This is a genomic window from Mesorhizobium sp. LNHC209A00 (assembly GCF_000502915.1).
In the GTDB taxonomy this organism is placed as follows: Bacteria; Pseudomonadota; Alphaproteobacteria; order Rhizobiales; family Rhizobiaceae; genus Mesorhizobium.
On the sequence record NZ_AYWT01000010.1, the window covers coordinates 259,399 to 282,145 of the forward strand.

A 22,747-nucleotide genomic window follows, 5' to 3' on the forward strand; every position below is an offset into this window, starting at 1 on the left:
CGAGATCAAACGTCAATTTCGACGTCTGCGCTGCCCCTCACCCACCTGCCGGCACCTTCTCCCCGTATAGTGACTGGGAGAAGGCAAGCACTGCTCAGGCGGCGCAGACTTCGCGGATCGAGCTTTCCAGGATGTCGAGCGCTTCGTTCATGACCTCGTCCTGGATGGTGATCGGTGCCAGGAAGCGGATGACGTTGCCGTGGACGCCGCAGGTCAACAGGATCAGCCCCTTGTCGAGCGCCTTCAGGCGGATCGCGTTGGCGATCTCGGCCGACGGCAGGCCCTTCTTGACGTCGTTGAACTCGACCGCGTTCATGAAGCCCAGCCCCCTGACTTCGACGATCTCGGGCACGTCGTCACGGATCGACTGCAGGCGCTGCTTCAGCCGCGCACCCAGCGTGTTGGCGCGGTCGCAGAGCTTTTCGTCCTCGATGACATCCAGGACGGCGTGTGCCGCGGCGACGCCGATCGGGCTGCCGCCGTAGGTGCCGCCGAGCCCGCCGGGGCTGGGCGCATCCATGATCTCGGCGCGGCCGGTGACCGCCGACAGCGGAAAGCCGCCGGCCAGGCTCTTGGCCATGGTGGTGATGTCGGCCGCCACCTCGTGATGGTCCATGGCGAACATCCTGCCGGTGCGGGCAAAGCCGGTCTGCACTTCGTCCGCGATGAGCAGCATGCCGTGCTGGTCGCAGAGCTTGCGCAGCGCCGTCAGGAGTTCACGCGGCGCGTCGTAGAAGCCGCCCTCGCCCTGAACCGGCTCGATGATGATCGCGGCGACGCGGGCCGGATCGACATCCGCCTTGAACAGCTTGTCGAGCGCCGCCAGCGAATCGGCGACCGAGACGCCATGCAGTTGCACGGGGAACGGCACGTGGTAGACGTCGCCCGGCATGGCGCCGAAGCCTACCTTGTAGGGCACGACCTTGCCGGTCAGCGCCATGCCCATGAAGGTGCGGCCGTGGAAGCCGCCGCCGAAGGCGATGACGGCCTGGCGGCCGGTGACGTTGCGAGCGATCTTGATGGCATTCTCCACCGCCTCGGCGCCGGTGGTGACGAAGATCGTCTTCTTCTCGAACTTGCCGGGCAGCATGGCGTTCAGCCGTTCGGCCAGCCGCACATAGCTCTCGTAAGGCACGACCTGGTGGCAGGTGTGGGTGAAGCGGTCGAGTTGCGCCTTGACAGCCTCGATTACCCTGGGATGGCGATGGCCGGTGTTGACGACGGCGATGCCCGAGGAGAAGTCGATATAGCGGCGGCCCTCGACATCCCAGATCTCCGAATTCTCGGCCCGGTCGGCGTAGATTTGCGTGGTCATGCCGACGCCGCGCGAGATCGACTGGTTCTTGCGTTCGGAAATGGCGGAGTTCTTCATCATATCCCTCACCGGGCCGGGGCCCGTTCTGTTTGATGCCGTTCAGTTCCCTTCTGGGCTTATTTCAGGTTTTCCTCAAGCCGGCACCATCGCCGGGTCGATTGGGCCTGACTTGACCAGTTCGGCGATACCCTTGCGAGACCGGTTTTCCTTTTTTCCGCGATCGACTATCCTCCTGATTTCCGCGAGGGACCGCGACGGGCCGCGGCCGGGGGGAGCCATGAGCAGGAACGTGACATCGTCTGTCTCGCCGCCATCCGCCAAAACTCCGAGCCTTTTGTCTTTTCCAGCCGCTTCAATTCTCGCCTGCACGGCCTTGGCGCTGCTCGCCGGTTGCCAGAAGCAGGAGGCGACGGAAAAGAAGCTGCCGGTCATGGTGCGCACCGAAACGGTGGCGATGGCCGACTATGCGCCGAGAACCTCGCTGACCGGGGTGATCGCGGCGCGCACGCTGAACAATCTTTCGTTCCGGGTTGGCGGACGCGTCNCTGCGATCGGCGCAGGCCGATCTCGATGCCGCGCGGGCGCAATTGACCCAGGCCGCGGCCACTTTCGAGCGGCAAAAGACGCTGCTTGCCCAGGGTTTCACCACCAGGCGCGATTATGACGCGGCCGACCAGGCACTGAAGGTGGCGCAAGGCAGCGTGGATGCCGCGCAGAGCGCGCTCGCCAACGCCCGGCAGAACCTGTCTTTCACCGAACTCAAGGCCGGCGCCGCCGGCGTGATCACCGCCCGCCAGGTCGAAGCCGGCCAGGTGGTGCAGGCGGCGCAGACCGTCTTCACCGTTGCCGAGGACGGCGACCGCGACGCCGTGTTCAATGTGCAGGAGACGCTGGTCGCCAGGACGCCGGCCTCGCCGGCGGTGACGATCACGCTGTTATCCGATCCGCAGGTCAGAGCAACGGGCAAGGTGCGCGAGATCTCGCCGGCGGTCGACCCGGCTTCGGGCTCGATAAGGGTCAAGGTAGCCATTCCCGATACGCCCGCCGGCATGCCGCTGGGGGCGGCCGTCATCGGCTCGGTCGGCGCCAAGCCGGCGAAGGCGATCCTGTTGCCCTGGCAGGCCCTGACATCCAGCGCCGGCAAGCCGGCGGTCTGGATCGTCGATCCCGCGACCAAGGCAGTCGCGACGACGCCGGTCGAGGTGCTGGCGTTCGATTCGGGTACCGTCGTCATTGCCAAGGGACTGAACGCGGGCCAGAGCGTCGTTACGTCGGGCGGGCAATTGCTCAACCCCGGCCAGACAGTCGAAATATCGGGAGCGGCGCAATGAAGCGGCTCCTGCTTGGCCTTGCCGCGCTTGTCGCGCTCGCAGCCTGTTCGAAATCGGAGGACAAGCCGCCGGAGGTCGTCCGGCCGGTGCTGTCGGTCGTGGTCGAGCCGCGCACCATCCAGACCTTCGGTTTCGCCGGCTCGGTCGAACCGCAGGTCAGTGCCGATCTTGCCTTCCGACTGCTCGGTCGCGTCGTCTCGCGCGACGTCAAGGTCGGCGACATCGTCAGCAAGGGCACGACGATCGCGGCACTCGACCCAACCGCGCTGGAGCTGGCCGTCCAGGCGGCCAAGGCCGAACTCTCCAATGCGCAGGCGCAGTTCGCCAATGCGGCCGCCAGCGAGGAGCGCCAACGCCAGTTGCTCACCTCGGCCAATACGTCGCAGTCTGTCTTCGATGCCGCGCAGCAGGCACGCAAAGCCGCGGAAGCCAGCGTCGAGCGGGCAAAAGCTTCGCTGGCCAAGGCCCAGGAGCAGCTCGGCTATGCCAGGCTGTTCTCGGATTTCGACGGCGTCGTCACCGCCGTCGGCGCGGAGGTCGGCCAAACCGTCTCGCCGGGCCAGACGGTCGTCACCGTGGCGCGCTCGGACCCGCGTGAAGCGGTCGTCGATATTCCCGACCAGTTGACCGGCGATCTCTCGGCGGGCACGCCGTTCCAGGTCATCCTGCAGTCGCTGCCGACAATATGGACAGAGGCCAAGCTGCGCGAGATCGCGCCCCAGTCCGAGGGCTCGACCCGCACCCGGCGCGTCAAGCTGACGCTCACGGACCCGCCGCAAGCCTTCAGACTCGGTTCGACGGTAACCGCGACCCGGATGACCAAGGTCGTACCAACGATCGAATTGCCAATCTCGGCGCTGCTCGAAAAAGACGGTTCTGAAAAAGTTTGGATCGTCGATCCAAAGACCTCAAGCGTGAGCGCGCGCGATATCAAGGTCGCGCGGAAGGCTGGCGGCACCTTCACCGTGGCGGAAGGGCTCGAAGCCGGCATGCGAGTCGTCACCGCCGGCGTTCACAGCCTCGTCGACGGCCAGAAGGTCAAAGTGCCCGAGGGAGGGGCCTCATGAAGGGCTTCAACCTCTCCGACTGGGCGCTCAATCACCGCTCACTGGTCTGGTATTTCATGCTGGTCTTCGTGGTGGCCGGCGTATTTTCCTATCTTAATCTCGGCCGCGAGGAAGATCCCAACTTCACCATCAAGACCATGATCATCCAGGCCAACTGGCCGGGTGCCTCGGTCAAGGAGACGGTGCAGCAGGTGACCGATCGCATCGAGAAAAAGCTCGAGGAGCTCGACAGCCTCGACTTCACCAGATCCGTCACCACCGCCGGCCAGACCGTAATTTTCGTCAACCTGAAGGACACCACCAAGGCGCGCGACGTCGTGCCGAACTGGCTTCAGGTGCGCAACATGGTCAACGACATCAAGGCGCAATTTCCGCAAGGCGTGCAGGGACCGTTCTTCAATGACCGCTTCGGTGATGTTTATGGCAACATCTATGCCTTCACGTCAGACGGGCTGACGCCACGACAGTTGCGCGACTATGTGGAGGATGTCAGGACCAAGATCCTGACCGTGCCCAATGCCGGCAAGGTTGATCTGGTCGGCGCGCAGGACGAGGCCATCTATCTCGAATTCTCGACGCGACAGATAGCTGCGCTTGGCCTCAACCAGCAGCAGATCGTCGCCAGCCTGCAGGCCCAGAATGCGATCACCCCGTCCGGCGTCATCCAGTCCGGGCCGGAGCGCATCAGCGTGCGCGTCGGCGGCCAGTTCACCTCCGAGGAGAGCCTGCGCGCGATAAACCTGCGCGTCAACGATCGGTTCTTCCGGCTGAGCGACGTGGCGACGATCACGCGCGGTTATGCCGACCCGCCGACGGCCTTGTTCCGCTTCAACGGCCAGAACGCGATCGGCCTTGCCATCGGCATGAAGCCAAACGCCAATCTGCTCAAATTCGGCGAGGCGCTGCATGCGGAGATGAACAAGGTGTTGGCCGACCTGCCGGTCGGGGTCGGCGTGCATCTGGTGGCCGACCAGCCTGTCATCGTCGAGGAGGCGGTCTCAGGGTTTACGCGTGCGCTGTTCGAGGCGGTGGCGATCGTGCTTGCCGTCTCTTTCATCAGCCTTGGCATGCGCGCCGGCTTCGTGGTGGCGCTGTCGATCCCGCTGGTGCTGGCCATCACCTTCACGGTCATGGAGTATCTGGGGATATCACTGCAGCGCATTTCGCTCGGCGCTCTGATCATCGCGCTCGGGCTGCTGGTCGACGACGCGATGATCGCGGTCGAGATGATGGTGGCGCGGCTGGAGGTCGGCGACAGCCTGCGCAAGGCGGCGACCTATGTCTACACCTCGACCGCCTTCCCGATGCTGACCGGCACGCTGGTGACGGTCGCGGGCTTCATCCCGATAGGACTCAACTCGAGTGCTGCCGGCGAATACACCTTCACCTTGTTCGTCGTCATCGCGGTGTCGCTGCTGGTCTCATGGATCGTGGCGGTGCTGTTCGCGCCGCTGCTCGGCGTGACCATCCTGCCGGCGACGATGAAGACCAAGCATCACGACCAGCCAGGGCGCTTCACGTCACTGTTCCGGCGCGTCCTTGTCGGCTCGGTGCGCCATCACTGGCTGACGATCATCGTGACCGTGCTTCTGTTCGCCGGCTCGATCGCCGGCTTCGGCCTGGTGCAGCAGCAGTTCTTCCCACCTTCCGACCGACCGGAACTGATCGTCGATTGGAACCTGCCACAGAACTCCTCGATTACCGAGACGCGCGACCAGATGGAGCGCTTCGAACAGCGGGCGCTGGTCGGCAATCCCGACATCGACCACTTTTCCTCCTATATCGGTCAGGGCGCCGTGCGCTTCGTGCTGGCCTATGACGTGCAGCCCGCCAATCCCTATTTCGGCCAGACGGTGATCGTCACCAAGAGCATCGAGGCACGCAACCGGGTGAAGCCGGCGCTGGAGAAGCTGTTGCGCGCGGAGTTTGTCGGCACGGACGCTTTCGTCAAGCCGCTTGAGCTCGGACCGCCAGTTGGACGGCCTGTACAGTACCGCGTCGGCGGCCCTGACATCCAGACGGTGCGAGAACTGGCGCAGCAATTCGCCGGCGTGATCTCGGCCAATCCGAAACTCGCAGCGCCAACTTTCGACTGGAACGAACCGCAGCGTGTGCTGAGGGTCGACGTGCTGCAGGACAAGGCGCGCCAACTCGGCATCACCTCGTCCGACATCGCCAGCACACTGAACAGCACGGTGGGCGGCGCGACGATCACGCAGGTGCGTGACGCGACGTACCTGATCAACGTCGTGGCTCGCTCGCGCGAGGCCGAGCGCGGCTCGATCGAGACGCTGCAAAACATCCAGTTGCCGACCGGAAATGGCGAGGCGATCCCACTCGCCGCGGTGGCCAATTTTCGCTACGATCTGGAGCAGCCCACCGTGTGGCGACGCGATCGCATCCCAACCATCACCGTGCGCGCCGGCTTGGTCGGCGACGTGCTGCCGGCGACCGTCGTCAACGAGTTGAAACCGTCGGTCGACGCTTTCGTCGCCAAGCTGCCGCCCGGCTATTCGGTCGAGACCGCCGGCTCAGTCGAGGAAAGCGCCAAGAGCCAGGGGCCGATCGCGGCCGTGGTGCCGCTGATGCTGTTTGTCATGGCGACCATCCTGATGGTGCAGTTGCAGAGTTTCCAGCGCCTGTTCCTGGTGGTGGCGGTGGCGCCGCTCGGGCTGATCGGCGTGGTCTCGGCCCTGGTGCCAAGCGGGGCTCCGCTGGGCTTCGTCGCCATTCTCGGCGTGCTGGCGCTGATCGGGATCCTGATCCGCAACTCGGTCATCCTGATCGTGCAGATCGAGGACCTTGTCGCCGAGGGCAGGGATCGCTGGGCCGCGGTCATCGAGGCAACGGAGCACCGCATGCGGCCGATCGCGCTGACGGCGGCCGCGGCCAGCCTGGCGCTGATCCCGATCGCGCGCGAGGTGTTCTGGGGGCCCATGGCGTATGCGATGATGGGCGGCATCATCGCGGGTACCGCGATCACGCTCTTGTTCCTGCCGGCGCTTTATGTGACGTGGTTCAGGATCAAAGAGCCGAAGCGGGAACAGGGCGGCGAAGTAGACGTCGCCGCTGTTGCGGAAACTTAAGGCGAAGTCGAGCTCCTCGGCGTGACGCGGAGAACTATCGTCAGATCTGCTCGGGAGCCGTTCTCACAAACCCGTCGCTGGCCCGCAACAGGTTGCGCGTATAATCCTTCGTCACACGGCGCTCGACGAGATCGTTGGCCACCAGATTCTCCACCGCCTCGCCGCCCTGCATCACCATCAGCCGCTCGCACATATGGGTGATGATGGCGAGGTCGTGGCTGACCATCAGGAAGGTCAGCTTGCGCCGCCGGCGGACTTCCTCCAGCAGGTTGAGGACTTCCGCCTGCACCGAGGCGTCCAGCGCCGAGGTCGGCTCGTCGAGCAGCAGGATCGAGGGCTCGAGGATGAGCGCGCGCGCGATCGCCACGCGCTGGCGCTGACCGCCGGAAAGCTGGTGCGCGTAACGGAAACGAAAGCCGTTGCCGAGGCCGACCTCGTCGAGCGCGCGTTCGATCCGCTTTTCGCCATCGGCGAAAGCATGGATGGCGAGCGGCTCCTGCAGCAGGCGGTCGACCGTCTGGCGCGGGTGCAGCGAGCCGTAAGGATCCTGAAAGACCATCTGCACTTCGCGGTAAAAGGCCTTGTCGCGGCGCGCGCCGAGCGTCTTGCCATTGACTGTGATGCTGCCCGAGGTGACCGGCGCGAGGCCGGCTATGGCCCGCAGCAATGTCGACTTGCCCGAGCCGGATTCGCCGACCAGGCCGAAGGATTCCCCCGGCTGCACGTCGAGGCTGACGCCTTTCAGCGCGCGGAAGCGGTCGAAGATCACCTCCAGCCTGTCGACGGCAATCGCTGAAGTCATGCCGCCCACTCCGGCTTGCGGTCGAGCACGGGCAGCGGGTGACGGTCGGCGCCGATCTTTGGCATGCAGTTGAGCAGCCCGCGCGTGTAGGGATGCTGGGCCTGACTCAATTCCGACGCCTTGAGCTGCTCGACGACTTTGCCGGCATACATGACGATGACGCGGTCGCAGAAGGACGAGACCAGGCGCAGATCGTGCGAGATGAAGATCAGCCCCATGCCGCGCTCCGCGACCAGCCTGTCAAGGATGCCGAGCACGTCGAGCTGCACCGTGACGTCGAGCGCCGAGGTCGGCTCGTCGGCGATCATCATCTCCGGTCCGGCGATCAGCATCATGGCGATCATGGCGCGCTGGCCCATGCCGCCCGACACTTCGTGCGGATGCAGGTCGAAGACGCGTTTGGGATCGCGGATCTGCACCGCCTCGAGCATGGCCAACGCGCGCTCGCGCGCCTCGGCCTTGCCGACCTTTTCGTGGGTGCGCAGCGTCTCGACGATCTGGCGGCCGATGCTCATCACCGGATCGAGCGAATATTTCGGGTCCTGCAGGATCATGGCGATGCGGTTGCCTCGCAGCGCCCGGCGTTGGCGTGGCGAGATGCCGAGCAGGTCGATGCCGTCAAAACTCAATTTATTGGCCGATATCCGGGCCTGCGGCGGTGTCAGGCCCATGATGGCGCGGCCCGTCTGCGACTTGCCGGAACCGGACTCGCCGACGATGCCGAGCCGCTCGCGGCCGAGAGAGAAGGAAACGCCGCGCACCGCCTCGATCATGCCGGTGCGGGTCGGAAAGGTGACGCGCAGATCCTCGACGTCGAGAAGCGTGCTCCTTGATCGCTGCTGATCAGGGCGGCCACTCATTGGTCACCGCTGCGGGGATCGAGTGCGTCGCGCAGGCCGTCGCCAAGCAGGTTGAAGCCGAGGCTGACGATGAGGATGGCGAAGCCCGGCGCACCAGCTACCCACCATTGGTCGAGGATGAAGCGGCGACCCGAAGCGATCATGGTGCCCCATTCCGGCAGCGGCGGCTGCGCGCCAAGGCCGAGGAAGCCGAGGCCCGCGGCCGTCAGGATGATGCCAGCCATGTCGAGCGTCACGCGGACGATCAGCGAGGAGATGCACAATGGCATGATGTGGCGCAGCACGATGCGGAAAGGCGAGGCGCCCATCAATTGCACTGCCTTGATGTAGTCCGAGTTGCGCACGGTAAGCGTCTCCGCGCGGGCGATGCGCGCATAGGGCGGCCAGGAGGTGATGGCGATCGCCAGCACGGCGTTCTCGATGCCGGGGCCAAGGGCGGCGACGAAGGCCAGCGCCAGCACCAGCTTGGGGAAGGCAAGGAAGATGTCGGTAACGCGCATCAGTATGGCATCGGTCCAGCCGCCGGCATAGCCGGCGACGGTGCCGACCAGGAGACCGATGGGGGCGGCGATGATGGCGACCAGGACGACGACATAAAGCGTCCAGCGGGAGCCGTAGAGGATGCGCGAATAGATGTCGCGGCCGAGGTCGTCGGTGCCGAACCAGTGCTGCGCAGTTGGCGCCAGCAGCCGCGCGTTCTTCAGGTCACCGAAGGTCGGCGAATACGGCGCCAGCACACCGGCAAGGATGGCGACGAGCAGCAGGGCGATGATGATCAGCAGGCCGACAAAGGCCAGACGATTGGCGGAAAAGCGCCGCCACGCGACATAGGCGCGGCCGAGCCTTGCCTGCGTGCGGGATGCCGGCCGCTCCGACAGCAACCATTCGCGACGGCTCTGGATCGCTTCGGCGCTCATCCTGTCTTCGTCCTCGGGTCGAGTACACGGTAAAGCAGGTCGGACAGAAGATTGATGGCGATGAACACCGAGCCGATGACGATGGTGCCGCCGAGAACGGCGTTCATGTCGGCGTTCTGCAACGAGTTGGTGATGTAGAGGCCGATGCCCGGCCAGGAGAAGACGGTCTCGGTCAGCACCGAGCCCTCGAGCAGCCCGGCATAGGACAACGCGATCACGGTCACCATCGGCACGGCGGCATTGCGCAGCGCGTGGCCCCAGATGATGCGGGTTTCCGACAGGCCCTTGGCGCGCGCGGCGACGACATATTCCTGGGCGAGTTCGTTGAGCATGAACGAGCGCGTCATGCGGCTGATATAGGCGAGCGAGAAATAGCCGAGCAGCGAGGCCGGCAGGATGATGTGCCGGAAGGCGTCCCAGAAGACGTCCCACTGCCTCTGCATCGCCGAATCGAGAAGGTAAAAACCGGTGACCGGCGTGAAGGTGTATTCGTAGACGACATCGAGCCGTGCAGGGAAGGCCACCCATTGCAGTTTGGCGTAGAACAGCACCAGGGCCAGCAGACCGAGCCAGAAGATGGGTACGGAATAGCCGATCAGGCCGATGATGCGCACGACCTGATCGACGAAGCTGCCGCGTTTGACCGCGGCCAGCACCCCGAGCGGGACACCGAAAAACGCGCCGATCAGCGTCCCCAGTGTCGCCAGTTCCGTCGTTGCCGGAAGAGCGCGGCGGATATCGGTCATGACAGGGTTGGTGGTCAGCACCGAGGTGCCGAAATCGCCGCTCAGCGCATGTTTCACATAGATGTAGAACTGCTCGATCAACGGCAGGTCCAGGCCCATCTCGCGGCGCGTGCGCTCCACGACATTGGCGGGTGCCCGGTCGCCCAGAACGGCCAGCACCGGGTCGATCGGGATGACACGGCCAATGAAGAAGGTGACCGCGAGAAGACCAAGATAGGTCGTCACCGCAATGACCAGGAAGCGGCCGAGCGAAGATGCAAGGGCGACGGCGCGGGCGCTGCCGCGCCCGGCCTCGTTTTCAATCGCGCTCATACGGGCGTGTCCGCGAACGCTATTCCTTGGAGACCGGCCCGACGAAGTTGGTGTCGAAGCTCGGGCCGAGCGCGAAGCCCTTGAGGTTCTTGCGCAGGCCGGCCACCTCCAGTTGCTGGTGGATGATGACGAAGGGGCTGGTGTCGAGGATCTTCTTCTCGAGATCCTTGTACATATCCGCGCGCTTGCCGGAATCCTTCTCGAGCAGGGCTGCTTCCGTCTCCTTGGTCAAGTCTGGAATGTCCCAGCTGTTGCGCCATGCAAGCGTATGGGATTTACCGGCATCCGAATTGTCCGGATTCGAGGCGAAAGTCTGGGCGTTGGAGTTCGGATCGAAATAGTCCTGGCCCCAATTGCCGATGTAAATGTCGTGGTTGCGGGCGCGATACTTGGTCAGCGTCTGCTTGCCGTCGCCGGGGATGATTTCGAGCTTGATGCCGGCCTGTCCGAGCGTCTGCTGGATCGATTCCGCCATGCCGGTGGTCGGCTGGCCGGTGCGTACGTCCATGGTGACGCTGAAGCCGTCGGGCAGGCCGGCCTTGGCCAGCAACTCCTTGGCCTTGGCGACATCGAGCTTGAAAGGGTTCTCGTCCAGTTCGCCCAGAACGCCCTTGGGCAGGAAGGTCTGGTGGATCTCGCCGATGCCCTTGAGGATGGTCGTGCTCAAGGCATCATAGTCGACCAGGTATTTGAAGGCCTGACGGACCTCGGGCTTGGCGAGGTTCGGGTTCTTCTGGTTGAGGCTGATATAGTAGACGGTGCCTTTCGGCGCGCTGGTGGTGGTGAGGTCGGCATTCTTCGCGATGGCGTCGAGATCGTTCGGCTCGAGGTTGCGGGCAACGTCGATGTCGCCGGCTTCGAGCGCCAGGCGCTGCGCCGAGCTTTCCTTCATGTTGCGGTAGATGACGCGGGCGAGTTTGGCCTTTTCGCCGTAATAATTGTCGTTGCGCTCCATGACGACAGCCTCGTTGGCACGCCATTCACGCAGCTTGTAGGCGCCCGAGCCGGCATAGCCTGTCTTCAGCCAGGCGTTGCCGAAGTCGTTGTCCCATTTGTAGTCGGCGCTCGGCGTGACCGCGGCGACATGTTCCTTGACCAGCTTGGCGTCGACGATGGAAGCGACGGTGGCCGACAGGCAGTTCAGCACGAAACTTGGCGCATAGGCCTTGTCGACGGTGAACTGGAAGGTTGTGTCGTCGACCGCCTTGGCCTTCTCGGTGACGTTGTCGCCGCTGATGCCGAACTGATCGATGATGAAGGCCGGGCTCTTGTCCAGCTTGACGGCGCGCTCGAACGACCAGGCGACATCGGCGGCGGTGATCGGGTTGCCGGAGGCGAATTTCAGGCCGGGCTTGAGCTTGAACGTATAGGTCAGGCCATCATCGGAGACGGTCCAGCTTTCGGCGAGGTCGGGCTTGACCTTGGAAGTGTCGCTGAGGTCGAGGCGGACAAGAAGGTCATAGGTGTTGCCGGTGACTTCGGCGGTCGACAGCTCGAACGCCTCGCCCGGATCCATCGAGATGATGTCGTCGATGGCAAAACCTTCGACAAGCGTGTCGGCGGGGGTGACCGCGCCAGCCGGCGCTCCAGCCAGAAGCAGCGCCGACATGGCGGCGCCCGCAAGCAGGATGCGGGATCGTAGAGCAAGCTTTTCCATCATCATGATGATTGTTCCCTGTTTTGTTGTTTGTTGACCTGAGTTCCCGGCTCAGGGTTGCGGTGTTCTTTCAAGGCTCGACGAGAGCCTCTGCCCCACTAACGTCGTGGTTTTTGTCCAGTTGGTCAACACCATATCCGGCGGCCTGGCGGTGGGCAACGAGCATTTATGCGACGGTTGATTGGACCAGAATGGCGGGCGCCGTGTCGACGCATGCACCAGCCATTCGAGGGCATCGATGGAGAAAAATCTGCTAAATTCGGAGTTATTTCAGCGCCGCGACGAGGCCGGCATCGGGAAAGCAGGTGGCGGCCTGGCCATTCTTTTCCTGCCATCTGCCGATCGAGCGACGGGTCTTGAAGCCGGGCAGGCCGTCGGCGCTGCCGACATCATAGCCCTTGGCTTCCAAGGCCCGCTGCAAGGCGGCGATGTCGGAGCGGCGGAGATCGCCGACCGCACCCCAGCCAGCGGTAAAATTCTGATCGCCATGGGCGATGCGGTCGGCGCCATGGCCGATGAACAGCGCATAGAGGTCGCTGGTGTTGTATTCCTTCAGCACGTAGAAATTGGGGGTGGCGATGAAGGCCGGACCGCTGCGCCCGGCCGGCATCAGCAGAAAACCTTCCGCCTTCAGCTCGCTTGCAGGGAACGCTTTGCCGCCGACGCGCTCGATGCCCATGGCAGCCCATTGCGCAATCTTTTTGCCCTGGTCCGGTCCCTCCAGCGAACAGGAGACGCTCTGGGGCACCATCACCTCGAAACCCCAGCCGCGTCCCCTCACCCAGCCGTAGTGGACAAGATAATTAGCGATCGAAGCCAGCACATCGGGCGTCGAATTCCAGATGTCGACGCGGCCGTCGCCGTCGAAATCGACGGCATGCTTGAGGAAAGAGGTCGGCATGAATTGAGGCTGGCCGAGCGCGCCGGCCCAGGACGATTTCATCGCGCCGACCGGGGCCAGTCCGCGCTGGACGATTTCCAGCGCCGCCAGCAGTTCTGTGCGGAAGAAATCCTTTTTCGTCGATATGAACGCCTTGGTGCCCAGCACCTCGAAGGCGTCGTAGGGCATCTTCGCCGCGCCGAAGCCGGTTTCGCGGCCCCAGATCGCCAGCAGGATTTCGCCCGGCACGCCATAGCGCTTCTCGATCGAGGCAAGCGTGCGGGCATTGGCGGCTTCGCGGGTGCGTCCGCCTGATGTCACCGCACGAACCGTCTTGTCGGCAAAATAGGCGCCGGGCGAACCGAACTCGGCCTGGTGCTGCTTCTGCGGCGTCTTCGGCTTCTCGCCCGGCATGACAAGGTCGGGGAGTTTGAGGTTCGGCTTCACGCCGCTGAAGGCGGCATCGAAAGTCTGCTTGGAGACGCCTTTCGCCTTGGCTTCCGGCCAGAGGTCGGTTTGAAGCCAGGCACGGAACTGGTCGTCGATCTTGGCGGCGGAAGCGGGGATGGTGAGGAAGACGGCGAGGAGCGCGGCTAGCAAGAATGCAAGACTAAATTTGCGAAGGTCGTGTTCCGTGGCAATCATCTCCAGGAACGCCTCAAAACGCAGTCCGCGAGCGCAGAGCTGCCGCCAGTGTGCCTTCGTCGAGATAGTCGAGTTCACCGCCCACCGGCACGCCGTGCGCCAGCCGCGTGATCTTGACCTCGAAACCGGAGAGCTGATCGGTGAGGTAGTGCGCGGTGGTCTGGCCCTCGACCGTCGCGTTGACGGCGAGGATGATTTCCTTGATTTCGCCCCCGGCGACGCGATCGATCAGCGAGCGGATGTTGAGCTGGTCGGGGCCGATACCGTCGAGCGGCGACAGCGTGCCGCCGAGCACGTGGTAGCGCACATTCATCGCCGCCGCCCGCTCCAACGCCCAGAGATCAGAGACGTCCTCGACGATGATCAGGGTGGCGGCATCGCGACGCGGGTCGGTGCAGATCATGCAGGGGTCCGAGGTGTCGACATTGCCGCAGGTCGAGCAGATGCGCACCTTGTCGGCGGCCTCGCCCATGGCGGCGGCGAGCGGCGACAGCAATTGTTCCTTCTTCTTGATCAGGTGCAGCGCGGCGCGCCTGGCCGAACGGGGGCCAAGCCCCGGGACCTTGGCCAGGAGCTGGATCAGGCGTTCGATCTCGGGACCGGCGATTCGCTTCGACATCGCTCTGATCTAGGATTTTTCCGAGCGCTTTGAAACATCTCCGTCGATGCACGGTTCGCCATGCTGCCATGCGAGAATCAGTTTGCTTCGAGCGGGCGGCCCTGGCTGACGATCATCGCGCCGATGGCATCGGTGTTTTCAGGCGTCGACTGGAATCCCATCGAGGCTTCTTGCGGAGCGTCCTGGATCGAGGAGATGACCCGTTTGTTCGAGGTTCCGCTGTTCAGGGTTCCGCCAAAACGGGCGGCATCCGGCTCTTCCATCGGCTCCTGCATGGCAACTTGCACCGGCTTCGCCGAGACCCGCGCGGATTTTGCCGTCGGCGCCGCGGCCGCGGTCAGATAGGTCTGCCGCGCGGGGACGGTATAGACAGGCTCCGGCTTGGCCGCCGGTTCCGCCGCGGCGGTCATGTAGACTTGCTGGGCTGGAGCGTTGCGAAGTGATGCCTTGGCCGGGCGCACCGTCTCGACGGATGCGACCCGCGTCGCGGGTACCCCCGGCAACGCCGCCGGCTGCTCGGCAGAGGCAATCATCGGCTCATCCGGCAGCGGCTGCCAGTTGCGGCCGCGCTTCTCGTAGAAGGCGTTGCCGCCGGCAACCATGGTGTAGTGCATGTTCTTGTAGGGGAAGCGCAGGCCGGCGGTGTGGAAATACATCGTGTTCTTGAGCTTGGTCTTGCGCTCGCCCTTGAGCACGGCGTCGGCGGCCTCTTCGACATCGGGCAATGCGCGCGAATTCATCGATCTGGTCATGACGCCCGGCGCGAACTGCCCGGGCTCACCGACCACTTGGCAGATGGTGCTGCCATGGTTGCCCGAGCGCAGCCGGTTCATCACCACCGTGCCGACGGCGATCATGCCGTCGCGGCTCGACCGGTTGGATTCGAAGAACATCGCCCGTTCCAGGCATTCCCTGTCCTTCGGCGTGTGGCTGTAGGCGCGCGAACTCAGGAAGCTCGGCGTGATGGCGTCGGTCAGGCTGGCGACGGACATGCCGTGCGAGGTTGTCTGGCTGCAAGCGGCCAAGAAAAGGGGAGACGTAACGACGCCGAGCAACAGCGGCGTCTTCCATCGCATCGCGATCAACAGGTAACCCTCTCACTTCAATGCCCGCCCCAGGCTGCGGCAAGAATGAGACACTTTCGGGCAAAATGATGGCCAAAACGTTATTAACGGCATACTGTTGCCGAATTGACACAAATAGAGGCTTTCCAGATAGATCGAGCCATCGTTTCACACAGACGATGACCGACCTCTCTTCGTTTTGCCGCAATTCCCTTGGGGAACCGCCAAGTGCTTTTTCCCGGCAGGACCGCGCCACGCGTCCAAAACTCCCTATTGCCCGGCGGCGATTGCCGCCGGCTGGCCAGGCTCGACCTCTTCGATCTTCTCCGAAAACAGGCCGCGCCTGAGAAACAGCGCCCGCGCCTCCCTGGCCGCCGGCGCGATCTTGCCCGGCCAGTCGCTGTCGATGAACTCGGCCTTGGTGAAATCAGGATTTGTTTCCGAGGCCGCCTCCAGGAATTCGGCGATTTCCAGCACGATGGCACGTTCATCCCTTGAAAGCGCCGACGTGCCGGCCTCGATCGACGGTCGGTGCACGAAATCCTCGAACAGGTTAAAGTAGCCCTTGACGCCGACGAGATCGACACCGGCATCGCAGTCGGCGAGGATTTCCAGAATCTCGTAGATCCTGTTGCGGATACGCTGCTCGATCAGTCTTTCGGACGGCTCGTCGATCATGGGCGCCGGTCTCAGCCTTCATGCATATCGTTGCCTGCGCATCCTCGGGTCGAGCCCGCGGGCATGCTTTTGGGCGACATGCATCAGAAAGGCAGTTTCATTCCCGGGGGAATGGGCAGGCCGGCGGTCAGCGCCTTGGTCTTTTCCTGCATGATCTGCTCGACCTTGGCCTTGGCGTCATTGTGCGCGGCAAGAATCAAATCCTCGAGGATTTCGACGTCGTCCTCCTTGAACAAAGACGGGTCAATCTTCAGCGACTTGATATCGAATTTTCCGCTCAGCGTGACGCTGACCAGGCCGCCGCCAGCCTGGCCGAGGGCTTCGACCGTGGCAATCTCATCCTGCATGGCCTGGAACTTGGCCTGCATTTCCTTCGCCTTGCCCATCAGGCCGAGAAGATCTTTCATGGTCCGATCCTTTGCGGATTAGTGCTGAATATCAGGGTTCGTCTTCTTCGGCCGGCGGCTCGACCGGCATTTCGGCCTCGCTTGCGTCGGCGTCCGGCGTGTCGGGAATGCGCACGTCGATGATCTTGGCGCCGGGAAAGCGGGCCAGGATGGAGGCCACGGTCGGGTCGTTCCTGGCATCGAGGAAAGCGTTTTCACGCTTCGTCGATTCCATCTCGGCCAGCGTCTGGCCGCCCTCCTCCTTCGACAGCGACACCAGCCAGTTGCGGCCGGTCCAGGCGCGTAGTTTCGTCGTCAGGTCGTTGAGCAGCATCTTGGGCGCATCGTCGGTCAGGCTTACGTCGATGCGGCCCGGTTCGATGCGCACGAGGCGGATGCAGTTCTTGATCAGCACCTTGAAGGCGATGTCGCGTTTCGCGTCGGCAAGGGCAACGATGTCGGCCAGCGATTTCAGCGGTACGGCTTGCGTCTCCGGCGCCGATTGCGGGGGCGCGACGAATGGAGTCGGAGTAGGCGTGGCCTCGACCAGCCGCATGGTCTGCGCGCCGCCCGAGCCGCCAGGCATGCGCGCCTGCGCCACGGCGCCGGCGCCATTGCCGGGATTCACGGGGCCGGGGCTCATCGGCGCGCCGTTCGGGCGCGGCGCGGCGCCAGTTGCAGAGGCGCCGCTCTCCAGCGATCTCAGCGCCTCGTCCAATGTCGGCAGGTCGGCGGCATGGGCCAGCCGGATCAACACCATTTCGGCGGCACTGACCGGCCGGTTGGAGGACTGTACCTCGGGAATGCCCTTGAGCAGCATCTGCCAGGTCCGCGACAGCACCCTGACCGACAAAGCCCGGGCGAAATCGGCGCCGCGCTGACGCTCGTCCTGCGACAGCGAGGCATCGTCCATCGCGGTCGGCACGAAGCGTAGCCTGGTGACGAGATGGTTGAACTCGGCAAGATCGGTGAGCACGGCGGCCGGATCGGCGCCGGTATCATATTGGGCGCGAAACTCCCCAAGGGCGGCCGCCACGTCGCCCTTCATCACATGCTCGAACAGATCGACGATGCGGGCGCGGTCGGCCAGGCCCAACATGGCGCGCACAGCCTCGGCGCTGACCGAGCCGGCGCCATGGGCGATCGCCTGGTCGAGAATGGAGAGCGAATCGCGGGCGGAACCTTCCGCCGCGCGCGCGATCATCGCCAGCGCGTCGTCGTCGACCGAAATGCCTTCCTTGCCGGCGATCGAGGAGAGATGCGAGACGAGCGCGCCGGCGTCGATGCGCCTCAGGTCGAATCGCTGGCAGCGCGACAGGACGGTGATCGGAACCTTGCGGATTTCGGTGGTGGCGAAGATGAACTTGACGTGCGGGGGCGGCTCTTCCAGCGTCTTCAGCAGGCCATTGAAGGCCTGCGTCGACAGCATGTGCACTTCATCGATGATGTAGACCTTGTAGCGGGCCGAGACCGGAGCATAGCGCACGCGTTCGATGATGTCCCTGATGTCGTCGATGCCGGTGTGCGAGGCGGCGTCCATCTCGATGACGTCGACATGGCGGCCTTCCATGATCGCCTGGCAGTGCTCGCCAAGCACGGCGAGGTCGACCGAGGGCTGATCCGTGGTGGCGGTTTTATAGTTCAGCGCACGCGCCAAAATGCGCGCGGTGGTGGTCTTGCCGACGCCGCGCACGCCGGTCAGCATCCAGGCCTGGGCAATGCGGCCGGTGGCAAAGGCGTTGGTGAGGGTGCGTACCATCGGCTCCTGGCCGACGAGTTCGGAAAAATTCGACGGACGGTATTTGCGCGCCAGCACGCGGTAGGCAGCGGCCTTGCCCGTCGCCAGACTATCGGGGCCCGAATTTCCGGCTTCGCTCATTCGCCCGTTAAGCTCCAAAAGGCCGCGCCCAAAGGCGCCGATTCCTGCGCATAGTCTCGCCCGCGCTGCAATGCGTCGTCAATGTCGCGAGGAGGGCCGATGAGGTGGGAGGCTGGAACAATGACCCGTTCCGGGCTCGTTAGGGCTGCTTCCTTCCGGACCTGACCCGGTTGGCGAGTGGATCGTCCACCACCAACCTCCCGCAGTCCATATCGGCAATTGCGCGACGAAATGCAAGTGCGCAGGCAAATCGGAACCGCGAACCACCAGATTCGCTTGCAGCACCGGTGCAGCCGCTCTAGCGTTCATGGTTTAAGGAAACCAAGAAAAGCAAGGGAAACGCCGATGCTGCCGGGCCTGAAGGCCGGATTCACGCTGGATGCCCGGCTGGAGGCCGACAGCGAGCAATTGATGTGGCTGGGGCTGTGCGAATTGCGGGTGATGAACGACCGCCGTTGGCCATGGCTGCTCCTGGTGCCGCAGCGGCCAGGCGTGGAGGAGATCCATGACATGACGCCGCTCGACCAGGCGATGCTGACCTTCGAGACCAATATGGTGGCGCAGGCGCTGAAGAAGGTGAGCGGCTGCACCAAGATCAACACCGGTGCGCTCGGCAACATCGTGCGCCAACTGCATGTCCATATCATCGCACGGTCCGAGGGCGATCCCGGCTGGCCCGGCCCGGCCTGGGGGCACGGGCTGCGCGAGCCCTATGAGCGTTCCGATCTGCGCCGGTTTGCCGAAACGATAAGGGCAGCGCTATAAGCCTTGCCGTGTCCATCCCAAGCGTGTCCATACCAAAGCACCAGAGTCCACATGACCTTCCGCCTGTTTGACGCGCCCGTGCGCGAGCCGAGCCAATTCGTCGGCTTTGCCGGCAACACGATCGACCGGCAATCCGAGAACCGCGCCGACGATTCGGTCGACAAGGCGCTGGCCGATCCGACGACGCGGCTGCTGTTGATGAATGGCGGCAGGCTCCTGCTGAAGCCCGGCGAGGGCGGCCGCCTCGACCCATGGTTCGGCATCGCCGAAAGCGAGCCCTTCAGCCCTTCGGTCGACCAGGGCGTCCTGCTCGGCGTTTCCGAACAGGGGCCGGTGCTGGCGGTGCTGGCTGGCGTCGATGCCGAACAGCTGCCTGAAACCATCAAGGCGATCGATTACCGCTCGGTCTATATGCAAGGGCTGATCGACGAGGCCGCCGCCGGCGCGATGGCGCAGGGCGCCGCCCTGCTTGCCTGGCACGCCAGCCACCGTTTCTGCAGCAAATGCGGCACGCAATCGCAGATGCGGGCGGGCGGCTACAAGCGGCATTGCCCGAATTGCGGCACCGAGCATTTTCCGCGCACCGACCCGGTGGCGATCATGCTGACGGCGACGCGGGAGAAATGCCTGCTCGGCCGCGGCCGGCATTTCGCGCCGGGCATGTATTCGGCGCTTGCCGGCTTCATCGAGCCGGGCGAGACGATCGAGGCGGCGGTGCGCCGCGAAACGCTGGAGGAGGCGGGTATCCGGCTCGGCCGCGTCGTCTACCACGCCAGCCAGCCCTGGCCGTTCCCCTATTCGCTGATGATCGGGTGCTTCGGCGAGCCGCTCAACGAGGACATCCAGGCCGATCTCGACGAACTGGAGGACTGCCGCTGGTTTTTGCGCGACGAGGTGCGCCTGATGCTGGAACGGACGCACCCCGACAACCTGGTCACGCCGCCGAAAGGTGCCATTGCGCACCACCTCATCCGCGCCTGGGTCGACAGCGAATAGCCAATATCGAAGTCATTGCAGGAGAGACAAATGATCCGTCACACCGTCGTCTTCACGCTGAAGCACCCACCGCATTCGCTGGACGAAAAGCGCTTCCTCGTCGACGCCAGGAAAATCCTCTCGGCGATCCGGGGCGTCACGCAATTCGAGCAATTGCGGCAGGTTAGCCCTAAGAACGACTATCGGTTCGGCTTCTCGATGGAGTTCGCCGACCAGGCCGCCTACACCAGGTACAACGACCATCCCGACCATGTCGCCTTCGTGCGCGACCGCTGGGTGCCGGAGGTCGAGACCTTCATGGAGATCGATTACGTGCCGTTGGGCTGGTAGCTCAATCCGCCACCTTCCACTGCTCGCGTGACTCGCTGGCTGGATAGACGCCGAGGATCCGCACTTCGCGCGAAAAGAACCGCAGTTCGTCGAGCGCCAGCTTGACCAGCGGATCGTCGGGGTGGCCCTCGATGTCGGCGTAGAACAGCGTCGCCGTAAAGGCGCCGAGTTGGTAGCTTTCCAGCTTGGTCATGTTGATGCCGTTGGTGGCGAAGCCGCCCATGGCCTTGTAGAGCGCGGCCGGCACGTTGCGGACGCGAAAGATGAAGGTCGTCATCATCTTGACGTCGGATGACGGGCGCTCGGCCCATTGCTTGCTCTTGGTCAGGACGACGAAGCGAGTGACGTTGCTGTCGGTGTCCTCGACATTCTCCTCGATAATGTCGAGCCCGTAGAGCGCTGCTGCCAACGCCGGCGACAGCGCGGCCATGGTGCGGTCCTTGACCTCGGAGACCATCTTGGCGGCGCCCGCCGTGTCGCCGGCGACCACTCCCTTCCAACCGTTCTTGCGGATGTATTTGCGGCATTGGCCGAGGGCGTGGATATGGGTGTGCACGGTCTTGATCTCGTCGCGCCTGACGCCCGGCAGCACCATCAGCTGGAAATGGATCGGCAGGAAATATTCGCCGACGATGTGCAGTTTCGATTCCGGCAGAAGGTGGTGGATGTCGGCGACCCGCCCGGCGATGGTGTTCTCGATCGGGATCATGGCAAGATCGGCCTTGCCGGTCTCGACGGCATTGAACGCGTCCTCGAAGGTCGGGCACGGCAACGGCTCCATCGAGGGATAGACGTTACGGCTGGCGGTGTCGGAATTGGCGCCGGGCTCGCCCTGGAAGGATATTCTATTGGTCTTTTCAGGCATGCTGATATCTCAGTTTGAAAGGATTTGCCTGGCACGGTCCAGGTCTTCAGGGGTGTCGACGCCAAGCGGCAGCGACTGCACGATCTCGGCGTCTATGCGCATGCCGGCTTCCAGGGCCCGCAGTTGCTCCAGCCGCTCGCGGCGCTCCAGCGCCGATGGCTTCAGCGCGACAAAACGCTCGAGTGCCGCACGTCGATAGGCGTAAAGGCCGACATGGTGATAAAGCGGCCCCTCGCCCCAGGGTGCCGTGGCGCGGGTGAAGTAAAGCGCCCGCAACCGTGTGCCGGAGAGCGGCGACCCGACGATCTTTACGACGTTGGGATTGGTCTTTTCCTCATCGCGGACGATCTCGACGCCGAGCGTGGCGATATCCACCGAGGGGTCGTCGAACGGGCTGAGCGACGCGGCGATGACGAGGGGATCGATGGTCGGCAGGTCGCCCTGCACATTGACGATCGTTTCGACCTTGCCCAAGGGATCAAGAGCGATCAACGCCTCGTGGATGCGATCCGAACCCGACTCATGATCCATGCGCGTCATCACGGCCTCGAAACCATGCGCCCGCACCGCTTCGGCCACGCTTTGCGTGTCGGTCGCCACCACCACCCGGCCAAGCCCGGCCTCGGCCGCCCGGCGTGCCACATGAACGATCATCGGCGCGCCCGATATGTCGGCCAGCGGCTTGCCCGGCAGGCGTGTCGAGGCCATGCGGGCCGGGATCAGGATCAAGGTGGACATCGGTCTGGCAAGGCGTTCGAAAAGAGGAGGGGAAAAGTGGCAAAAGGTCTCACTGGAAGCGCCCTTATAGGTGTTGCAACGCCCGAGCAAAAGACCTAGTTTCCGCCCGATTTGACCGGCTCCGGAGGGCGGGTCTCGATACCGACGGACGGAGTGGACGGATCAGTCCGCCGGAAAAGGGAGCAAGGGGCGTATGGATTCCAACGAAGTCAACAAACTGCTCGCCGGATTGCTCGGAACCGTTTTCGTCGTTTTCTCCGTCGGCCTGGTGTCTGACGCGCTTTTTGCGTCGCCCGCTCCCGAAAAACCAGGCTTCGCCATCGAAGCCGCCGAGCCGGCGGAGGGCGGCCCTGCGGCGCCGGCCGCCGCGGCCAAGCCGATCGCCGATCTGCTGGCCACGGCCAATGTCGAGGCGGGTGCCGCCGTGTTCAAGAAGTGCCAGGCCTGCCATTCCGGCGAAAAGGGCGGTCCTAACAAGGTCGGCCCGGATCTGTGGGACCTCGTCGACCGCCCGGTCGCCGAACATGAAGGCTTCGCCTATTCGGCCGGCATGAAGGAATTCTCCAAGGGCGGCACGGAGAAGTGGACCTATGACAACATCAACCACTTCATCACCTCGCCGAAGAAATTCGTGAAGGGAACGGCCATGGGTTTTGCCGGCCTGCCGAAGGACGAGGACCGCGCCAACGTCATCGCCTACCTGCGCACGCTGTCGGACAATCCCAAGCCGCTGCCGGCACCTGGCGCCGCCGCGGACGCCTCCGCACCCGCCAAGCCGGCCGATGGGGCCGCTCCGGCGAAGCCGGCTG

The 22,747-nt window shown here is 64.1% G+C and carries 22 protein-coding genes and 1 other RNA gene; 7 read left to right on the forward strand and 16 right to left on the reverse strand.

The features are described from left to right. Positions 1–94: 94 nt before the first annotated feature. Positions 95–1,372: a 4-aminobutyrate--2-oxoglutarate transaminase gene (locus tag X739_RS143635; protein ID WP_023795406.1), complete on the reverse strand. Its 1,278-nt coding sequence runs from the start codon at positions 1,370–1,372 to the stop codon at positions 95–97. A gap of 75 nt (positions 1,373–1,447) precedes the next feature. After that, positions 1,448–1,747, reverse strand: a complete 300-nt coding sequence (locus tag X739_RS1000000170675) for a hypothetical protein (protein WP_245273918.1) — start codon at positions 1,745–1,747, stop codon at positions 1,448–1,450. Between the two features lie 98 nt (positions 1,748–1,845). Here X739_RS1000000170675 and X739_RS01000000166415 point away from each other — a divergent pair, with 98 nt between their 5' ends. The 3 genes from X739_RS01000000166415 to X739_RS143625 are packed head-to-tail and all read left to right on the forward strand — an operon-like array spanning position 1,846 to position 6,799. Further along, positions 1,846–2,646, forward strand: coding sequence for an efflux RND transporter periplasmic adaptor subunit (locus X739_RS01000000166415; protein ID WP_245273919.1), 801 nt, complete (start codon positions 1,846–1,848; stop codon positions 2,644–2,646). After that, positions 2,643–3,713, forward strand: coding sequence for an efflux RND transporter periplasmic adaptor subunit (locus X739_RS143630; RefSeq protein ID WP_023795407.1), 1,071 nt, complete (start codon positions 2,643–2,645; stop codon positions 3,711–3,713). Before X739_RS01000000166415 ends, X739_RS143630 begins: the two co-directional genes overlap by 4 nt. Continuing rightward, positions 3,710–6,799, forward strand: coding sequence for an efflux RND transporter permease subunit (locus tag X739_RS143625; RefSeq protein ID WP_023795408.1), 3,090 nt, complete (start codon positions 3,710–3,712; stop codon positions 6,797–6,799). Before X739_RS143630 ends, X739_RS143625 begins: the two co-directional genes overlap by 4 nt. 40 nt (positions 6,800–6,839) lie before the next feature. On the opposite strand, the gene X739_RS143620 is transcribed toward X739_RS143625, so the two are convergent. From X739_RS143620 to ffs, 12 genes are all read right to left on the reverse strand, one after another. Then, on the reverse strand, positions 6,840–7,601 hold the full coding sequence (locus X739_RS143620; RefSeq protein WP_023783415.1) for an ABC transporter ATP-binding protein: 762 nt from the start codon (positions 7,599–7,601) through the stop codon (positions 6,840–6,842). Further along, complete coding sequence (locus X739_RS143615; RefSeq protein ID WP_023772660.1) at positions 7,598–8,461, reverse strand: ABC transporter ATP-binding protein; 864 nt, start codon at positions 8,459–8,461, stop codon at positions 7,598–7,600. Before X739_RS143615 ends, X739_RS143620 begins: the two co-directional genes overlap by 4 nt. After that, positions 8,458–9,378: a nickel transporter permease gene (gene nikC, locus X739_RS143610; RefSeq protein ID WP_023783414.1), complete on the reverse strand. Its 921-nt coding sequence runs from the start codon at positions 9,376–9,378 to the stop codon at positions 8,458–8,460. The genes X739_RS143615 and nikC overlap by 4 nt, the downstream gene beginning before the upstream one ends. Next, on the reverse strand, positions 9,375–10,436 hold the full coding sequence (locus tag X739_RS143605) for an ABC transporter permease (RefSeq protein ID WP_023783413.1): 1,062 nt from the start codon (positions 10,434–10,436) through the stop codon (positions 9,375–9,377). Before X739_RS143605 ends, nikC begins: the two co-directional genes overlap by 4 nt. 19 nt (positions 10,437–10,455) lie before the next feature. Next, positions 10,456–12,099, reverse strand: a complete 1,644-nt coding sequence (locus X739_RS143600) for an ABC transporter substrate-binding protein (protein WP_023772657.1) — start codon at positions 12,097–12,099, stop codon at positions 10,456–10,458. Positions 12,100–12,358: 259 nt separating this feature from the next. Next, on the reverse strand, positions 12,359–13,618 hold the full coding sequence (locus X739_RS143595) for a lytic murein transglycosylase (RefSeq protein ID WP_023772656.1): 1,260 nt from the start codon (positions 13,616–13,618) through the stop codon (positions 12,359–12,361). 13 nt (positions 13,619–13,631) lie between these two features. Then, positions 13,632–14,237, reverse strand: a complete 606-nt coding sequence (recR, locus tag X739_RS143590; protein WP_015314042.1) for a recombination mediator RecR — start codon at positions 14,235–14,237, stop codon at positions 13,632–13,634. 77 nt (positions 14,238–14,314) lie between these two features. Next, positions 14,315–15,322 carry a cell wall hydrolase gene (locus X739_RS143585; RefSeq protein ID WP_023772655.1) on the reverse strand — a complete coding sequence of 336 codons (1,008 nt, stop codon included), beginning with the start codon at positions 15,320–15,322 and terminating at the stop codon, positions 14,315–14,317. A gap of 249 nt (positions 15,323–15,571) precedes the next feature. Then, positions 15,572–15,979, reverse strand: coding sequence for a hypothetical protein (locus X739_RS143580; RefSeq protein ID WP_023772654.1), 408 nt, complete (start codon positions 15,977–15,979; stop codon positions 15,572–15,574). A gap of 83 nt (positions 15,980–16,062) precedes the next feature. Next, the gene (locus X739_RS143575) at positions 16,063–16,386 is read right to left on the reverse strand and encodes a YbaB/EbfC family nucleoid-associated protein (RefSeq protein ID WP_015314045.1); all 324 of its coding nucleotides are present in this window, start codon (positions 16,384–16,386) and stop codon (positions 16,063–16,065) included. Positions 16,387–16,417: 31 nt separating this feature from the next. Next, positions 16,418–18,244, reverse strand: coding sequence for a DNA polymerase III subunit gamma/tau (locus X739_RS143570; protein WP_023772653.1), 1,827 nt, complete (start codon positions 18,242–18,244; stop codon positions 16,418–16,420). A 104-nt stretch (positions 18,245–18,348) separates the two neighbouring features. Then, positions 18,349–18,445: signal recognition particle sRNA small type (gene ffs, locus X739_RS1000000168375), an RNA gene on the reverse strand. Positions 18,446–18,589: 144 nt separating this feature from the next. Here ffs and X739_RS143565 point away from each other — a divergent pair. From X739_RS143565 to X739_RS143555, 3 genes are read left to right on the forward strand one after another with little or no spacing between them, the layout of a single operon-like run. Further along, on the forward strand, positions 18,590–19,009 hold the full coding sequence (locus X739_RS143565; RefSeq protein ID WP_023772652.1) for an HIT family protein: 420 nt from the start codon (positions 18,590–18,592) through the stop codon (positions 19,007–19,009). A 51-nt stretch (positions 19,010–19,060) separates the two neighbouring features. After that, positions 19,061–20,005, forward strand: a complete 945-nt coding sequence (gene nudC / locus X739_RS143560) for an NAD(+) diphosphatase (RefSeq protein ID WP_023783407.1) — start codon at positions 19,061–19,063, stop codon at positions 20,003–20,005. Positions 20,006–20,035: 30 nt separating this feature from the next. Continuing rightward, on the forward strand, positions 20,036–20,335 hold the full coding sequence (locus X739_RS143555) for a Dabb family protein (protein ID WP_023772650.1): 300 nt from the start codon (positions 20,036–20,038) through the stop codon (positions 20,333–20,335). Position 20,336: 1 nt separating this feature from the next. Here the strand turns inward: X739_RS143555 and X739_RS143550 are convergent, their stop codons facing one another. Next, positions 20,337–21,200 carry a prephenate dehydratase gene (locus X739_RS143550; protein ID WP_023772649.1) on the reverse strand — a complete coding sequence of 288 codons (864 nt, stop codon included), beginning with the start codon at positions 21,198–21,200 and terminating at the stop codon, positions 20,337–20,339. Positions 21,201–21,209: 9 nt separating this feature from the next. Then, positions 21,210–21,938: a 3-deoxy-manno-octulosonate cytidylyltransferase gene (locus X739_RS143545; protein WP_023772648.1), complete on the reverse strand. Its 729-nt coding sequence runs from the start codon at positions 21,936–21,938 to the stop codon at positions 21,210–21,212. 193 nt (positions 21,939–22,131) lie between these two features. Here X739_RS143545 and X739_RS143540 point away from each other — a divergent pair. After that, a partial coding sequence (locus X739_RS143540) for a cytochrome c family protein (RefSeq protein WP_023795409.1) occupies positions 22,132–22,747 on the forward strand: 616 nt, incomplete at its 3' end.

What these genes read in the sequence shown, in the direction of transcription:
- X739_RS143620 (WP_023783415.1), bottom strand. Translation starts at nt 7,601, where the DNA reads ATGACTTCAGCGATTGCCGTCGACAGGCTGGAGGTGATCTTCGACCGC.
- X739_RS143630 (WP_023795407.1), top strand. Translation starts at nt 2,643, where the DNA reads ATGAAGCGGCTCCTGCTTGGCCTTGCCGCGCTTGTCGCGCTCGCAGCC.
- X739_RS143550 (WP_023772649.1), bottom strand. Translation starts at nt 21,200, where the DNA reads ATGCCTGAAAAGACCAATAGAATATCCTTCCAGGGCGAGCCCGGCGCC.
- X739_RS143555 (WP_023772650.1), top strand. Translation starts at nt 20,036, where the DNA reads ATGATCCGTCACACCGTCGTCTTCACGCTGAAGCACCCACCGCATTCG.
- X739_RS143570 (WP_023772653.1), bottom strand. Translation starts at nt 18,244, where the DNA reads ATGAGCGAAGCCGGAAATTCGGGCCCCGATAGTCTGGCGACGGGCAAG.
- recR (WP_015314042.1), bottom strand. Translation starts at nt 14,237, where the DNA reads ATGTCGAAGCGAATCGCCGGTCCCGAGATCGAACGCCTGATCCAGCTC.
- X739_RS143625 (WP_023795408.1), top strand. Translation starts at nt 3,710, where the DNA reads ATGAAGGGCTTCAACCTCTCCGACTGGGCGCTCAATCACCGCTCACTG.
- X739_RS143595 (WP_023772656.1), bottom strand. Translation starts at nt 13,618, where the DNA reads ATGATTGCCACGGAACACGACCTTCGCAAATTTAGTCTTGCATTCTTG.
- X739_RS143580 (WP_023772654.1), bottom strand. Translation starts at nt 15,979, where the DNA reads ATGATCGACGAGCCGTCCGAAAGACTGATCGAGCAGCGTATCCGCAAC.
- X739_RS143600 (WP_023772657.1), bottom strand. Translation starts at nt 12,099, where the DNA reads ATGATGATGGAAAAGCTTGCTCTACGATCCCGCATCCTGCTTGCGGGC.
- X739_RS143605 (WP_023783413.1), bottom strand. Translation starts at nt 10,436, where the DNA reads ATGAGCGCGATTGAAAACGAGGCCGGGCGCGGCAGCGCCCGCGCCGTC.
- nudC (WP_023783407.1), top strand. Translation starts at nt 19,061, where the DNA reads ATGACCTTCCGCCTGTTTGACGCGCCCGTGCGCGAGCCGAGCCAATTC.
- X739_RS1000000170675 (WP_245273918.1), bottom strand. Translation starts at nt 1,747, where the DNA reads ATGACCGGCAGCTTCTTTTCCGTCGCCTCCTGCTTCTGGCAACCGGCG.
- X739_RS143565 (WP_023772652.1), top strand. Translation starts at nt 18,590, where the DNA reads ATGCTGCCGGGCCTGAAGGCCGGATTCACGCTGGATGCCCGGCTGGAG.
- nikC (WP_023783414.1), bottom strand. Translation starts at nt 9,378, where the DNA reads ATGAGCGCCGAAGCGATCCAGAGCCGTCGCGAATGGTTGCTGTCGGAG.
- X739_RS143635 (WP_023795406.1), bottom strand. Translation starts at nt 1,372, where the DNA reads ATGAAGAACTCCGCCATTTCCGAACGCAAGAACCAGTCGATCTCGCGC.
- X739_RS143615 (WP_023772660.1), bottom strand. Translation starts at nt 8,461, where the DNA reads ATGAGTGGCCGCCCTGATCAGCAGCGATCAAGGAGCACGCTTCTCGAC.
- X739_RS143545 (WP_023772648.1), bottom strand. Translation starts at nt 21,938, where the DNA reads ATGTCCACCTTGATCCTGATCCCGGCCCGCATGGCCTCGACACGCCTG.
- X739_RS143575 (WP_015314045.1), bottom strand. Translation starts at nt 16,386, where the DNA reads ATGAAAGATCTTCTCGGCCTGATGGGCAAGGCGAAGGAAATGCAGGCC.